The sequence below is a fragment of the Kinneretia sp. DJ1R-11 genome (genome assembly GCF_025717595.1).
Lineage (GTDB): Bacteria > Pseudomonadota > Gammaproteobacteria > Burkholderiales > Burkholderiaceae_C > Paucibacter_A.
In genome coordinates this window covers 1-14387 of the sequence record NZ_JAJIRR010000010.1, presented here as the reverse complement: position 1 = coordinate 14387, position 14387 = coordinate 1, and the positions used below count along the sequence as shown (strand labels likewise).

The window sequence follows — 14387 nt, the reverse complement described above, 5'->3', positions numbered from 1 at the left end:
TCCGCCACGCAATCAAAGAAATACACAGAGTCGAGAGGGAGTTCCATGGGATCGCGACCCGGCATGCTGTCGACGGGCTCGGCCGTTCTCGGCCTGCTGGTCGGCTTCAGTTTCGGCTGGAGCTGGGGCTGGTTGACGGCGCAGCTGGGCCTGACGCTTCTGCTCCTGCTCTGGACTGCGCGAGACCTTGCGCCTCTGCGGCTCTGCCGCGCCGCCGCGGCTTTTGGCGCCGGCCTGGGTTTGAGCGGTCTGGGCGAACTCCCCTTCAGCCTCCAGCCGGGCCTGCAGCTGTTCTCTCTGCTCCCGCTGCTGCTCTTCACGGTCGGCCATGCCCTGGCCTGCGGCCTGAGCGCCGCCCTCCTGAACCTGATCAAGCCAGGTGCCGGCCTATGGCGCTGGCTGCTGATCTGGCCGGCACTCTGGATGCTGCAGGAATACGCTCTGTCGCTGGGCCGCCTGGCCATGCCCTGGCTGCGCCTTGGCGTGATGCAAGCCCCGAGCGGCCCCTTCGCCGCCTTGCTGCCCCTGGGCGGCAGCCTGCTAGCGGGCGCTGCCATGTGGCTCTTGGCGGCCCTGCTGATGCTGACCCTGCGTCGCCCTCACTCGCACCGCAAAACGGGGGCCGCAGCCGCCGTGTTGTTGCTCGGCTTCTGCGCCCTAACCGGCAAGCTCGACTGGACCGAGCCCCAGGGCACGCTGCGCGTGCACCTGCTGCAACTGCCTGCCGCCGACGCGGCCACCGGTCCTGCCGCTCAAGGCGCGGCCGTTCTGAGTCAGCTGCTGGAAGCGGCTGACAGGGCCCGCGGCGAGCTGCTGATCAGCCCTCAACTGGCCCTGGAAAAGACCGAGCAGGCCTTGCCGCCTGGCTATCTGGCGCTGCTGCAAACGACCTTGGACGAGCGCCAATCCGACCTGCTGCTGGGCATGTATCTGGATGCCCAGGCGGGCCTCGGCCTGCACAACGGCGCGCTGGCCCTCGGCGCCTCGGGTCGACAACAGGCAGCCAAACATCAGCTTCTGCCATTTGGTGAATTCATTCCCTTGCCGGCGGGCGCATGGCGCGATGCTGTCGACCGACTGGCCGGCCAGCCCAGCCAGGACACCGTGGCTGCGCCTTTGCGGGCGGACGCCATGACACTCGCCAGCCAGCGGGCCGCCGTCTCCTTCTGCTACGAGCTGGCCTTCAGCGAGCAATGGCGCAGCGCTGCCGCCGAAGCCGGCCTGCTGATCAGCCTTTCCAGCGACGGCCATCACCCGGCCGCGCAGCAGCGCCGCCAGTTCCAGCAGATCGCCCAGGCCCGGGCCTTGGAATACCAAAAGCCCCTGCTTCGCAGCAGCGATCTCGGCGGCCTGGCCCTGGATCACCGGGCCCAGCCGCTGGCGGGCGAGGCCGGTCGCTACCGGCTGGAAGCCCGCCATGGACTGACGCCCTATGCCCGCTGCGGCGATGCCCTGGCCCTGCTGCTGGCCGGCCTGATGCTGTCGCTCGCCCTGGCACGCTCGCGTGAGCAGAAGATCAGCCTCGTCCGTCGTGTCCTCTTCAGCGTCCAAAGGGGTCAGATCTTGATGGCCAGCGTGGGCCTGCTGCTGATCACGGCCGGCCTGCTCTATTTCATGGTCAATACCGGCCAGACTGTGACCGAGAAGATGCGCGTCACCAATGCAGCCGATGCCGCCGCCTACAGCGCCGGGGTGGTCGAGGCGCGGGCGCTGAATGTCGACGCCTACCTGAACCGCGCCATGGTGGCCAACGAGATCGTGATCGCCCAGATGGTCAGCATGGCCTCCTGGCTGCGCTACTTCGCCAGCGCCACCGACAACATCCCCGGCACCATGGGCGACATCACCTACATGCTGCAGCCCGACTTCCAGGCACTGCAGATCTCCGCCACCTTCGCCGCCGCCAAGTACGGCGTCAGCTATCTGGGCATGACGGCCGAGGAGCTCGCCGACTATGTGGTCGACTACGGCATCGGGCCCATCATCACGGTCCACGACGCCATCGTCCAGACCCTGTCTCTGACCCAGAGCGCCATCCAGCTCAATCTGACGGCGGGCATCCGCCAGCAGCAGATCGCCAACGACCTGGTCCAGCAAATGGACCCCGGACTCAAGGCCGAGCTGATCCTGACCTCGCACGGTTTCGACAGTTTCACCAAGGCCTATTCGGGCCAGGAACGGACCCGCTTCGCCGATGTCACCAGCCGCTCTCGCGACCCCTTCACACGCGAGCGCAACTGGACAATTGACTCCGCCGACATCGTCGTTCCGCCAATTCGCCGCGACGGCGCCTTGAAGAAGCGCGGCGGCACCGAGCTGATCGGCTTCGACGAATGGCGCGCCGTTGACACGCTGGAGCTGCATGGCCGGCGCTTCGGCTGCGGCAAATTCGGCATCAGCTGGTGCGACGACATCCAGACCCCGATCGGCTGGGGCGCCGTCAATGTCAATGCCGGCGGTGGCGACGCGGGCCGAGGCCACCATGGCAATGCCTATGGCGAGAACGGTCGCACGGCGGGCATCGCCGACAGCGATATGCGCGAGCCCCTGATCTACAACTTCAGCGGCATCCCGACCAGCCGCGACCTGCGCGACCTCGACGCCAAGGCCGAGCGCAGCACCAGGCTGACCATGCTGGTGTCCAAGTCTCAGGCGGCGCTGATGACCTCGGGCGGTGCCGCCCAGGCCAAGCCGGCCGGCGCGCTGGCCTTGTTCGACGACAAGCCAGCCGGCGGCCAGCTGATGGCGCTGGCGCGGGCCGAAGTCTTCTTTGACCGCATTGCTGCGCGCGCCGATGGCAAGACCGAGATCGCCAGCCTCTACAACCCCTACTGGCGCGTCCGCCTCGTGGCACCGACCGCCGGCGACAAACTCTATGCCGCCACCAAACAAGGAGGCTTGGCCCTGCCATGAAAGCCACCCCCGCCCACACTGCAGCCCCTAGCTGGCGCCTGCTGGCCATGCTCAGCTTGCTGCTCTGGCTGCTGCCGCCTGGCCAGGCGGACGCGGCCGAAGCAATGCTCGAACTGCCGCCCGGCTTCGCGCTCGCGCCGCTGCAGAAGACCGTCACGGTCGTCTACGCACAGAGCACAGGCGAGCTGTTCAACAGCCTGAACAAGACCACGCTGGAAGCCAGCTGCCAGGCCGCCCTGGCCGTCGGCGCTGCGACCCGCATGCCGCGCTTCGCGCCAGGCAGCGAGGCGCCGCTGCAATTCGAGCTGCGCCGCTACACCAGCCTGGACGGCCAGCTCAGCGCCAGCTACAGCGACAAAGAACATGTGGAATGCGCGGAAGCGAATCTGAAAACTGAGGGGCCTTGTGCTTGCCTCTACCGCAAGGCCCGCGTGCACAGCGTCTATCTGGAGCGCCGCGAGGCCCACAGCGTGCGGCGCTGGCAGGTGGCGCTGGAATCGCGCAGCGGCCGCCGCTCGAGCGGCCCAGCCGGTGGCGCCGAGCCCTTGGCAGCACCGAGCGCACAGGCCTTGCAGACGCTGCACGGCGGCGTCATCGGCACGCGCGAGCTGGCCGGCTACCGCTGCCAGCTGCGCCGTGCCGACCGCGGCAGCAGCCGCGTCGAGACCTGCCTGCTCCTGCCGACCGCCGACCTGCCGACGGCCTTGCAAGGCCGGCAGCTGGCGCAGACCGTGTTCGAACTGCAAGCCGGCCAGAGCGGCCGACGCCTGCGCTGGCTGGACACCCGGCAGCTGCTGCCCCGCGCACAGATCGATGCCGTGGTGTTCGAGCCCCTGAGTGGCATCGCCTACCAGGAACGTCCGATCAGCGCCGGCGGAGAGCAGCCATGAGAGCCAGCTTCGTCAGACGGGCAGGTCAGTCTGGCCAGGCCACCGTGGAGTTTGCGATCGCCTGCCTGGTGCTGCTGCCCATGTTCATCGCCCTGCCCCTGCTGGGCAAGCTGCTGGACATGATGCAGGCCACCGAGAGCGCCAGCCGCTATGTGGCCTTCGAGGGAGCGGCCCGCAACAGCGCCAGCAGCTGGAAGAGCGATGCCGAGCTGTCGGCCGAGGTGCGCCGCCGATTTTTCAGCAGCTCAGGCGCCCCCATCAAGACTGGCGACACCGCCGGCGACTTCACTGCCCACCGCAACCCGATGTGGAGCGACCACGCCGGTCGGCCCTTGCTCAAAAGCTTCGAGGACGACGTCAAGGTCGACACTCAGATTCAGGGCAAGAATGCGATCGCAGCCGCCAAGTTGCATGCCGACTCACTCAAGCTGCCGGATCAGAATTGGTACCAAGGCCAGGTGACGGTGAAGATCGCCAATGTCGAAGGCTTCGCACCCTTCGACACCATCAACCTGGCCAGCACCCGCCGCACCGTGCTGCTGGCCGACGCTTGGACGGCACGCAACCTGGCCATGGTGCGCGGTCGCATCGAAGATGCCGCCCTGCTCTACCCCATCGGACAGGTGGCCGGCTTGGTCGACGCCCTGGGTCAGACGCCTACCCTGGTGTTCGACCCCGCGCTCAAAGTCGGCAATTTCGACTGGGACCTGGTGCCTTGCGACCGTTTGATCGGAGGCTGCTGAAATGATCAAGCACTTCAGCGCACTGTGCATGTTGATGGCCTCGATCCTGCTGTCACCGTCGGCAGCATATGCGGCCCAGGACGACTGGCCACGCTGGCAAGCGCCAGGTGCTGGGGTGACCCAGCTGATCAGCGAAGACATGCTCTTGAACGGCCGGCGCAGCCGCCTGCTGCGCATGGACCTGCCCGAGGGCATGGACGCGGCGCTGAAATTCTTCAAGGAACGACTGGGCCCTCAGCATGTGCTGAACCAGGTGCAGGGCGCCACCGTGCTGGCCGGGCGCGAGGGCCAGTTCTTCCACACGGTGCAGCTGCGTCAGGGACGCGGCGAGCAGGTCGTCGCCACGGTGATGAGCAGCCGGATCGAGCCGCCCCAGGGCCGCAGCAAGGTGCAGATCGACACCGAACGCCTGCTGCCGGCGGACAGCGCCTTGCTGCAGACCATGGAATCGCGCGACCAGGGGCGGCGAAGCCTCTTGCTCAGTGCCAGCAACCAGCTCGGCCTGGCGGCCAACCAGGCCCACATCCTGCAGCAACTCAAGCAATCCGGCCTGCAGCCCGTCAAGGAAGACGTCGGCGCGCAGCCAGGCTCCAGGCAGCGCGTGACCTGGCTGCAAGGACCCAAAGAAGAGGCCATGGTGAGCATCGTCGACCGCGGCGATGCGCGCCTGATCGTGATTCAAAGAACCCAGGGAGCCCTGCCATGAATCTGCCAGTTCGCCGCCTGCAGGCCGGCCAGTCCATGGTCGAGACCCTGGTGGTCGCCGCCCTGGTCACCGCCCTGCTGGCCATGCCCATCGACGGCTCCTCCTCCGTGGTCGCCTTGATGCTCGCGGCCATCAAGACGGCATTCAGCAAATTTCTTAGCGCGATCGCGCTGCCCGTTTAAGGACGTCATGAGGATCAGAGTTCAAAGAAGTTGGGTCTTGCTGCTGGTGGCCCTGGGCCTGGGCGGCATGTCGGCCTTTGGCGTGAAACGCTATATCGAGCAGCATGTGGCTGAAGTCGAGGAACGCAGCAAGGCCAAGTCCATGGTCCAGGTGCTGGTGCCCAAGAAGGATCTGGTCAAAGGGGCCATCTTGTCGGCCGAGTTGGTGGCGGTGCGCGAGGTACCCAGCGACTGGGCCCACTCCAATGCCCTGACGCCGGCGCAGTTCGATCGCATCGAAGGCCAGGCCCTGGCCTACCCGGCGGTGCGGGGCGAGATGCTGATGTGGTCCATGCTGGAGGGGCAGCGCGCGCCGTCCTTTTCGACCCGCCTGCCCAATGGCCGACGCGCCATCACCGTGCCGGTCGATGAGGTCAACTCGATCTCGGGGCTGCTGCAGCCCGGTGACCGCATCGATCTGATGGTCTCGGCCAAGAAGGACGGCAAGAGCTACCTCTTCCCCCTTTTGCAGAACGTCGCTGTGCTGGCCACAGGCGCCCAAGCGGTGCCCGACGGCAAAGAGGGTAGCAAGAGCAGCTTCTCGACCATCACCCTGGACGCGGCGCCCGAGGACGCCCGCCGCGTGCTGGCAGCCCGCGAGGTCGGCAAGCTCGCGGCCATGTTGCGAAGCCCCGGCGACAGCGTCGTGCTGCCGGCCAACCGGCAAGACGCCCTCAGCCTGCTCGGCCTGGGCGAAAACAGCAAGGAGTCCGGCATCCCGGTGCTCTACGGCGGCCGCGGCGCAGCCCAAAGCGCCGAAGCCCAGCGCGCCCTCAATGCCCTGGCCCCCAGCCGCCCTGACAACGGCAACAAGCCATGACGAACTCCGGACCGAAGCGTACGAAAGACTTGCGCGACATGCACTCGCCCCACTTCCCCTGCAAGACCCTGGCGCAGTCGCGTCGACACGCTGGCCTGAAGACCAGCCTGAACCTGAGCCTGGCCCTGGCTCTGACCCTGCCGGGCAGCCCCAGTCTGGCGCAGCCCGCCGCCGCTTCCGGCAATGGCTATGGCGAGCAGCTCAAGGCCAGCAGCCCCGGCACGGCTGGCGCAGGCAAGCCGGCCAAGCCCGGTCGCGCCAGCATCAACCCCGCCCCCTACGAGCCCATCAAGAACAGTGGCGATTCGGGCCATATGGCCGAGATCGAGATGTTCGTCGGCGAGTCGCGGGTCTTCCCCGCGCCCGGCGTGGCGCGCATCGCCGTGGGCAATGGCAGCCTGATGTCGGCCGCCGCGCTCGACGAGAAAGAGGTGATCCTGTTCGCCAATGGCGTCGGCACTTCCTCACTGTTCATTTGGAACGCGGACGGCCGCTACCAGCGCGTCAAGATCAATATTGTGCCCGGTGACACTTCGCGTTATGCACGCGAGATCGCTGCTTTCCTGTCCGGCATTCCCAATGCCAAAGCCTCGGTGGTGGGCAGCAACATCATCGTCGAGGGTGACCAGCTGTCCGACCGCGACCTGGCCAAGATCGATGAGCTGGCCAAACGCTACCCGCAGATCGTCAATTTCACCAACCGGGTCGGTTGGGAGCAGATGGTGGCCATCGACGTCAAGGTCGTCGAGTTCCCGACCAGCTTGCTGCGCGAGACCGGGCTGAAGTGGAGCGGCACCGGCGGCACCGCACTCGGCGCGGTCTGGTCGCCGATCCGGCGCGGCCAGGACGGCCCGTACCAAGTTGACATCCGCACTGGCACGGGCAACGCCCCGCCGATCACCAACCCGGACGGCGGCGCCGTGCTCATGCCCAAAGGCCTGAACATCTTGAGCGCCCTGAATATGGGACTGAACGCCCAGCTCAATCTGCTGGCCCAGGAGGGTCGCGCCAGCGTCTTGGCAGAACCGCAGCTGTCGGCGCGAAATGGCTCGCGCGCCAGCTTTGTCGCCGGCGGCGAGATCCCATATGCGGTTTCCACACGCGACGGTGTGGTGATTCAGTTCAAGACCTATGGCGTCAAGCTCAATGTGCAGCCGCGGGTCGACGCGCACGGCAATATCCGCGCCACCATCGAGTCGGAGGTCAGCAGCATTGACCGTTCGGTGTCCACCGTCGGCGGCCCGGCACTGCTGACGCGCAAGACCGAGACGGAATTCAATGTGCGTGGCGGCGAGACCATCGTGCTGTCCGGCCTGCTGCAGCGCGAGACCTCGAACGATGTGGACAAGCTGCCGGTGCTCGGCGACATCCCTGTGCTCGGTGCCCTGTTCCGCTCCAAGCGCTACCAGAACAAGGAGACGGAGCTGGTGGTCTTCGTCACCCCCAGCCTGGTCACCCCGGACTCCAGCTTCAACCGTGACCGGGTCGAGCGCACCACCGAAAGGCTGGAACAGCGCATGGGGCCCTCGCCTTATCTGAGCGATCCGCTGCAGCCGGCCACGTCCTACGACCAGCCGCGGCCGGCCGCCGCGGCCTCAGCAGCAGCCGATGCGCAAAGCGCTGCGCCGGCGCCGACGCTCATGCCGGCGCCGCCCCAGACGCCCGTCATCAGCCGCGCCGAGGAAGGCGCTCTGCTGCGGGTCAAGCTGGCGCAACAAACCTTGCGCAGCCGCCCCAGCCGCGCCGCACCCGGTCTGCTGACCCTGGAGGCCGGCGCGACGGTGACGCTCCAGCCTCTGGACCCCCAGCTCGAGGACGGGCAGCGCTGGATCCCGGTGCGGGTCGGCCAGCTGCAAGGCTGGCTGCCTGAGCAGGCCTTGGCCCCCTGGCAGCAAAGCCCCGGGCCCGGCCCTGGCGTGAAGCCGGCCACGCCCGGCCTGCCCTCGGCCAGCCGCAGCGCGGCGCCCACGCTGGGCCCGCTGCCTCAAGCTGCCCTGCTCAGCCGGGCCGCGCTTGACGCCAGCCGCAAGCCCTACCGCGTGCAGGCTGACAAGCTGGCCCTGCGCCTGACCCCCGATGTCAACGCCGGCGTCCTGACTCGGGCCTACCGCGGTGAGCGCGTCCAAGGTCTGGACCTGCCACCCCAAGGTGCCTGGGTGGCTGTGCAGCTGGAGCAAGCCGGGCCCCAGGGTCAGGTCGTGCAGCGCGGCTGGGTGCTGTCGCAATGGCTCTTGCCCGAACTGGCTCCGGCCACGCCCTGAACGGAGCCGCATCATGGGACAACTGACGATTCAAATCACCGACGGCGACGGCGAGACCCGCGAGCTACTGCTAGGCGGCAGCGAGCTTCGCATCGGCCGGGCCAAGGACAGCGAGGTGCTGCTGGCCGGCTGGCGCATCGGCCGCGCCCACGCCCGCCTGCTGGAAAGCCCGCAAGGCTGGCTGCTGGAAGACCTGGGCCAGTTCAGCGGCACCTGGGTGAACGGCTCGCGCATCGTGCGCTACGGCCCGGTCACCTTCGCCGACCAGGTGCGCATCGGCGCCTATGTGCTGCGCGTGCGCGAGCATGAGTTCGAGTCGGACGGGCGGCCGGGCCGCGAAGCGAGCTTGGCCCAAGCGGCACCGCGGCCGCTGGCTGCCGCGCCGGGCAGGAACGGCCATGCACAGGACGAAAGCCTACGCACCAAACCGCAGGCGCCGACACCCCTGCGCGCCGTGCAGGCCAGCGCGGCACCGGTCAAGGCCGCAGCAGACCAGGACTTCAGCGCCGTGCAGGCCCGCCACCCTTGGCGCAAACATGTCCACGACCAGCTGCTGGAAACCATCGACCTGCGTCGCCGCGACCTCAGCCGCATGAGCGACGCCGAGCTGCGCCTGGAGACCGAGAAGCTGGTGCGCGAAATTTTGGAACGCCTGGCCGACCTGCCGGTCGAGATCGACCGCGAGGCCTTGCGCAAAGAGGTGCTGGACGAAGCCGTCGGACTGGGGCCGCTGGAGGATTTGCTGGCCGACCCCAGCGTCAGCGAAATCATGGTCAACCGGGCCGACGAGATCTTCGTCGAGCGCCAGGGCCGGCTGCAGCGCTACCCACTGGCCTTTACCAGCGACCGCGCCGTGCTGGGCGTGATCGAGCGCATCGTTGCGCCCCTGGGGCGGCGCATCGACGAGAGTTCGCCCCTGGTCGATGCGCGACTCAAGGACGGCTCGCGGGTCAACGCCATCATCCCGCCGCTGGCGCTCAAGGGCCCGACCATCACCATCCGGAAGTTTTCGAAGAAGCGACTGACCGGCGATGACCTGGTCGGCTACGACTCGCTGTCCGACCCGATGGCGCGCTTTCTGCAGCTCTGCGTGCACCAGCGCAAAAACCTGATCGTCTCCGGCGGCACCGGCTCGGGCAAGACCACCTTGCTCAATGTGCTGTCCAACTTCATCCCGGACGGCGAACGCATCATCACCATCGAAGACGCGGCCGAGCTGCGCCTGAACCACACCCATCTGGTGTCACTGGAATCACGCCCGTCCAATGTCGAAGGACGAGGCGCGATCAGCATCCGCGATCTGGTCAAGAACTCACTGCGCATGCGGCCGGACCGCATCGTCGTCGGCGAATGCCGCGGCGGCGAGGCCCTGGACATGCTGCAGGCCATGAACACCGGCCACGAGGGCTCGCTGACCACTTTGCACGCCAACACGCCGCGCGATGCGCTGGCCCGCTTGGAGACCCTGGTGCTGATGGCGGGCATGGACCTGCCCATCAGCGCCATCCGCGACCAGATCACCTCGGCCGTGGACATCATCGTCCAGCAAACCCGCTTCGCCTGCGGCTCGCGCAAGGTGACCAGCATCACCGAGCTCTCGGGCATGGAGAACGGCAAGATCCAGCTGCAGGAGCTGTTCCGCTACGAAGCCCGAGGCTATGGTCCCGAGGGCCGGGTCTTGGGTGACTTCGTCGGCTGCGACGCGGTGCCGACCTTCTTCGACCAGCTGCGCGAGCAGGGCGTGGAGTTCGACCTCAGCTTGTTCAACCGCAGGGCCGCCGCATGAGCGCCGGCGAACTCGGTGCGGGCATGAGCACCAGCACCATGGCCAGCGTGGTGGCGGTGATGGTGGCCCTGGCCATCGTCATCCTGGTCTGGTCGGTGGTGGACATCGCCTCGAACGGCATGGCGCGTTACCGCCGCCTGTTCACCGAACGCGCCCATGTGGGCCTGAGCGAGCTGTTCCTGTTCATCGACCCGGCACGCCTGTTCGTGCTCAATATCGCCCTGATCCTGCTGCTCAGCGCCCTGACCTGGGGGCTGACGCGCGACCCGGTGACGCCGCTGGGTGTGGCCTTGCTGACAGCCTGGATGCCGCGTTTCACCCTGCGCTGGCTGCGCCAACGGCGCGTCCAGAAGCTCGAACAGCAGCTGCCCGATGCGCTGCTGATGCTGGCCGGCGCGCTCAAGGCCGGGGTCAGCTTGTCGCAAGGCATTCAGCAACTGGTGCGTGAGGCCCTGCCACCGATTTCGCAGGAATTCGACCTGCTGCTGCGCGAGCAGCGCCTGGGCGTCAGCATGGACGCCGCGCTGGACAACCTGAACCAGCGCGTGCCCCTGCAATCGATCACCCTGACTGTGTCCGCCATGCGCATCGCCAGCGAGACCGGCGGCCAGCTGGCCGAGACTTTGGAGCGCGCCGCGCAGACCCTGCGCCAGAAGCTGGCCATGGAAGACAAGATCCGCTCCCTGACCGCCCAGGGCAAGCTGCAAGCCTGGGTGGTGGGCGCCCTGCCCCTGCTGCTGATGTTCGCGCTCAACAAGCTCGAGCCAGCCGCCATGCATCTGCTGTTCAGCACCCCCACGGGCTGGGCCACGCTGGTGGTGATCGCCCTGCTGGAGTTTTTTGGCGTGCTGGTGATCCGCAAGATCGTCGCCATTGATGTCTGAGCCCCGCCACCATGGATGATCTGAAATTCTGGATTCCCCTGCTCTGCGCCCTGGGCCTGGGCTTGTCGATCTTCCTGCTCGCGCATGCGATCGGTCGGGCCATCGATGCCGTGCCCAACGAGGACCGCAGCTACCGTGATGCACCGCCGCGCTTCTTCCTGCTGATCTGGTGGCCGCTGCGCTGGCTGGCCTACTACCTGGGGCCGGTGCTGCCGCTGAACCTGCGCCAGCGGGTGCTGGTGAAGCTGCGCCTGGCCGGCCTGGACTACGCGCTGGCGCCCGAGCAGTTCATCGCCGGGCAGCTGCTGGGCGCGGCCGGCGCAGCGGGCCTGGCCGTCTGGCTGATCGGTAACCTGCATCTGCCCCTGGGGCCCTGGCCTCTGCTGGCCGGCGCTTGCGCCTACCTGATGCCAGGCATCTGGCTGCGCGACCGCATCCTGCTGCGCCGCCGCGACACGCTCAAGACCCTGCCCTTCATGCTGGACATCATCACCCTGTGCGTGGAGGCCGGCCTCAACCTCAGCGGTGCCTTGGCGCAAGCGGTGGCCAAGGGCCCGGCGGGCCCGCTGCGCGACGAGTTCTCGCGCGTGCTGCGCGATGTGCGCGCCGGCCGGCCACGCCTGGATGCGCTGCGCACACTGGGCGATCGCATGAACGAGCCGGCCATCAGCAACTTCGTGGCCGCCCTGATCCAGGCCGAACGCATGGGCATGAACCTCGGGCCCATCCTGCGCGCTCAGTCGGAGCAGCGTCGCAACGAGCGCTTCGCGCGCGCCGAAAAGCTGGCCATGGAAGCGCCGGTCAAGCTGCTGTTTCCGCTGATCGCCTTCATCTTCCCCTGCACCTTTGTCGTCCTCGGTTTCCCGATCGCGATGAAGTTCATCCATATGGGGCTGTGATGGGCTCAACGCACTTGCGCGTGCACCGCGCTGAACGTTTCAGCGAGCGCCTGCTGGGCCTGCTGGCCCGCCCTCGCCTGAGGCCGGGCGAAGCCCTGGCCCTGGCGCCCTGCGCCGCCGTCCACACCTGTTTCATGGCCTACGCCATCGATTTGCTGTACCTCGACGCCGAGGACCGCGTGATCAAGCGCGTGGAGGCCCTGGCGCCCTGGCGCGCGAGTGCCTGCCCGGGCGCCCGCACCACGCTTGAGCTGGCCGCCGGCGAGGCCGTCCGCCTGGGCCTGGGCCCCGGCAGCCGGATCGACTGGCGCCGGCCGCCCTCGTCCGAATTCACAAACACCTCAGGGAACCCCCAATGAAACCGAACACCCGCGCTCACGGCGCCTGCCTGGCTCTGCCATTGAGTGCACTGCTGCTGGCCTGCGGCGGAGGCGGCGGCGCCGACAGCGCCACGCCGGCCACGCCCGTGCCACCGCCGGTGGCCGTCGATCCCTTCCAGGGCACGGCCTACCTCAAGGTCAGCGAAACCTCGCGCTATCAAAACAAGAGCTACGGCATGGAGCGCAGCATCCACCAGCTCATGGTCGACCAGTGCAACGCCCTGCGCCGCGGGCACTACGACTTGCCCCCTCAGCAGCCCGAGGAGGCCGTGATGGCGGGCCTGGACACCCAGATCACCGAGCGCTACTTCGACACCGACAAGGCCGCCACCTACACCAGCGGCTATGTGCTGGCCTGGCCCGATCTGGAACGCTGGACGGCCGAGTTCAGCCGCAACAACAGCGTACCGGCCGTGCCGCCCGACTGCTCGGTCTACCGCAAAGTGCCCATCCAAACCGGCTGGCTCTGGCGCGACGGCGTGCGCTACGAGCTGCGTTTCAAGGACAGCAAGGCCTTGGGCAACCGCAGCAGCAGCACGCTCAGCCGGACCACGCTGGCCACGGCCGAACAGGTCAATGCCATGCCCAGCACCACCATCATGGGCGAGCGTTGCCACAAGCCGCAGGTCCCGCTGGAGGGTGTGGTCACCGGCGAGTCCTGCCTCTGGGACCGCTACCCCATGGTCGCCTACCTGAACTGGCCCTGGAGCCTGAGCGGCAAGACCACCCTGGGCAACGGTGACCAGGCCATCGAGCGCCAACTCACGGTGCTGGCCCTGGAGCGCGGCAAGGTGCTCGATGCCGCCAAGCTGGCCTTGCCGGCCGGGTTTGCCGTCACCCTGCCATGAGCCAGTGGCCGTCCCACCTGACGGCGCCGCAAGCGCGGGGCCAGCGCGGGGCCAGCATCGTCGAGACCATGTTGGTGTTGCCGACCCTGCTGTTTCTGGTGCTGGCGATCTGGCAGGCCGCCTTGGGCTACCACGCCAAGACCAGCCTGAACTACGCCGCCTTCGAGGCGGCCCGGGCCGGCTCGGTGGCCAACGCCAAGCTCGCCAGCATCCACGCTGCTTTTCAGAAAGCCATGCTGCCCTATTACGGCGGCGGCCGCACCCTGGCCGAGCTGGCCGACACGGCCGTGAAGGCGGCCAAGGACCTGGACGCGGCCGGCCTGCGCATCGAAATCATCTCGCCCACGCCGGAGAGCTTCAGCGACTACAACAGCCCGGCCCTGCAGGCGGCGCTGCAGACCGGCGAGCCGGTGCTGCCCAATGTCGGGCTGGACGAGCTGAGCTGCCCGCGCGACGTGCCGGCCTGCAAGAGCGACCCCAAGACCAATGCCAGCGGCCAGACCTTGCTGGACGCCAATCTGCTGAAACTGCGCGTCACCTACGGCATCCCGCCGTCCAAGCAGATGCCCATGCTGGGCAAGTTCTACACCTGGGCACTGGGCAAGCTGGGCGCGGCCGGCGGCGACGCCTTCAAGCAGGCTTTGATCAAGGCCGGACGCATCCCGGTCGTGTCCCATGCCGTGGTGCGCATGCAGAGCGACGCCATCCGCAACAGCGCCATGGTCAGCTCGCCCGGCGCGGGCAATGGAGGTTCACCCACCGACCCAGGCCCCGGCCCCATTGAACCGCCCCTGCCGACCTGCCCCTGGTGGGACCCGACTTGCTCGATCTGCACGGAAGGCTCGGGCCACGGCGCTTGCGAGATTCCGCCCGAGACCTGCCCCGGCGGCTGAGACGCCGCTACAACCATGAAGCACGCCCGCGCACTCCACCGACTTCTGCTGACCGCCATCCTGAGCAGCCTGCTCGGCCTGCTGGCCCCGGCCGCCCAGGCACAGCTCTTCCCACCCGGTGGCGGAGGCGGCAGCTGCGACCC

The 14387-nt window shown here is 67.9% G+C and carries 13 protein-coding genes; all 13 read left to right on the top strand.

Annotation, left to right across the window (positions count from 1 at the left end):
* The first annotated feature begins 45 nt into the window (after positions 1–45).
* Genes lnt through LNV23_RS16375 form a run of 13 tightly spaced genes read left to right on the top strand, consistent with a single transcriptional unit; the run spans position 46 to position 14244 of the window.
* Entirely contained in the window at positions 46–2913 is a 2868-nt protein-coding gene (gene lnt / locus LNV23_RS16435) for an apolipoprotein N-acyltransferase (protein WP_263563973.1), read from the top strand.
* Entirely contained in the window at positions 2910–3803 is an 894-nt protein-coding gene (locus tag LNV23_RS16430; RefSeq protein ID WP_263563972.1) for a hypothetical protein, read from the top strand. The genes lnt and LNV23_RS16430 overlap by 4 nt, the downstream gene beginning before the upstream one ends.
* Positions 3800–4546: a hypothetical protein gene (locus LNV23_RS16425; protein WP_263563971.1), complete on the top strand. Its 747-nt coding sequence runs from the start codon at positions 3800–3802 to the stop codon at positions 4544–4546. The genes LNV23_RS16430 and LNV23_RS16425 overlap by 4 nt, the downstream gene beginning before the upstream one ends.
* A 1-nt stretch (position 4547) precedes the next feature.
* Positions 4548–5252 carry a VirB4 family type IV secretion/conjugal transfer ATPase gene (locus tag LNV23_RS16420; protein ID WP_263563970.1) on the top strand — a complete coding sequence of 235 codons (705 nt, stop codon included), beginning with the start codon at positions 4548–4550 and terminating at the stop codon, positions 5250–5252.
* On the top strand, positions 5249–5434 hold the full coding sequence (locus LNV23_RS16415) for a hypothetical protein (protein WP_263563969.1): 186 nt from the start codon (positions 5249–5251) through the stop codon (positions 5432–5434). Before LNV23_RS16420 ends, LNV23_RS16415 begins: the two co-directional genes overlap by 4 nt.
* Before the next feature lie 7 nt (positions 5435–5441).
* Entirely contained in the window at positions 5442–6293 is an 852-nt protein-coding gene (cpaB, locus tag LNV23_RS16410) for a Flp pilus assembly protein CpaB (protein ID WP_263563968.1), read from the top strand.
* Positions 6290–8554 carry a secretin GspD/PilQ domain-containing protein gene (locus LNV23_RS16405; protein WP_263563967.1) on the top strand — a complete coding sequence of 755 codons (2265 nt, stop codon included), beginning with the start codon at positions 6290–6292 and terminating at the stop codon, positions 8552–8554. Before cpaB ends, LNV23_RS16405 begins: the two co-directional genes overlap by 4 nt.
* A gap of 13 nt (positions 8555–8567) precedes the next feature.
* A complete protein-coding gene (locus LNV23_RS16400) occupies positions 8568–10340 on the top strand; it encodes a TadA family conjugal transfer-associated ATPase (RefSeq protein ID WP_263563966.1) in 1773 nt (590 codons plus the stop codon).
* Positions 10337–11224, top strand: a complete 888-nt coding sequence (locus tag LNV23_RS16395; RefSeq protein ID WP_263563965.1) for a type II secretion system F family protein — start codon at positions 10337–10339, stop codon at positions 11222–11224. The genes LNV23_RS16400 and LNV23_RS16395 overlap by 4 nt, the downstream gene beginning before the upstream one ends.
* 11 nt (positions 11225–11235) lie before the next feature.
* Positions 11236–12123 carry a type II secretion system F family protein gene (locus tag LNV23_RS16390; RefSeq protein ID WP_263563964.1) on the top strand — a complete coding sequence of 296 codons (888 nt, stop codon included), beginning with the start codon at positions 11236–11238 and terminating at the stop codon, positions 12121–12123.
* Complete coding sequence (locus LNV23_RS16385; protein ID WP_263563963.1) at positions 12123–12482, top strand: DUF192 domain-containing protein; 360 nt, start codon at positions 12123–12125, stop codon at positions 12480–12482. The genes LNV23_RS16390 and LNV23_RS16385 overlap by 1 nt, the downstream gene beginning before the upstream one ends.
* Positions 12479–13351: a hypothetical protein gene (locus LNV23_RS16380; RefSeq protein ID WP_263563962.1), complete on the top strand. Its 873-nt coding sequence runs from the start codon at positions 12479–12481 to the stop codon at positions 13349–13351. Before LNV23_RS16385 ends, LNV23_RS16380 begins: the two co-directional genes overlap by 4 nt.
* Positions 13348–14244, top strand: a complete 897-nt coding sequence (locus LNV23_RS16375) for a TadE/TadG family type IV pilus assembly protein (RefSeq protein ID WP_263563961.1) — start codon at positions 13348–13350, stop codon at positions 14242–14244. Before LNV23_RS16380 ends, LNV23_RS16375 begins: the two co-directional genes overlap by 4 nt.
* Positions 14245–14387: the final 143 nt, after the last annotated feature.